The organism is Mesorhizobium sp. WSM4833, from assembly GCF_055811095.1.
The window spans coordinates 1-486 of sequence record NZ_JBVVQG010000050.1 but is presented as its reverse complement, the minus strand read 5'-3'; the positions used below and the strand labels follow the sequence as shown (position 1 = coordinate 486).

At 59.9% G+C, this 486-nt stretch carries 1 protein-coding gene; it reads left to right on the top strand.

Going from position 1 to position 486, the window contains the following annotated elements:
• Positions 1-84: 84 nt before the first annotated feature.
• On the top strand, positions 85-486 hold a 402-nt coding region (locus AC0L2D_RS31820; RefSeq protein WP_473544119.1), incomplete at its 3' end, for a class I SAM-dependent methyltransferase.

Genomic DNA, 486 nt, shown 5'->3' with positions numbered 1-486 from the left:
GGCACCGTGCAGACAGCGTATTTGGCCAATAAGCGAGCAGCCATCGCAATCCTGGACGCTGGGTGCGGAACAGGTCTGGTTGGCGTGGAACTGAAACGCCTCGGCTTCCAATTGATTGACGGGATCGACCTCTCCGAGGATATGGCGGAAAAGGCCCGGAGAACCCGCGCCTACCGGCACATCCAAGCCAAGATCAACCTTAACGGGCCGCTCTCCGACTGCTCCAGTGCGACCTACGATATCACGGTTTGCTGCGGCGTCTTCACGGTCGGTCACATCCGACCGGACGCACTGCGCGAACTGGCTCGCGTCACGCGTCCCAACGGATTCATCATCGTAAGCACCCGCAAGAGCTATGCGGAGGCTTCGTCCTTTGAAGGTGAGGTGCGTCGTCTGGAGGATGCGGGCGTGCTTGTGACGACCCAGCGTCTAAACGATGGCAAATACATCGCGGAGGAGGGCGCACACTACTGGGTCTTCCAGGTA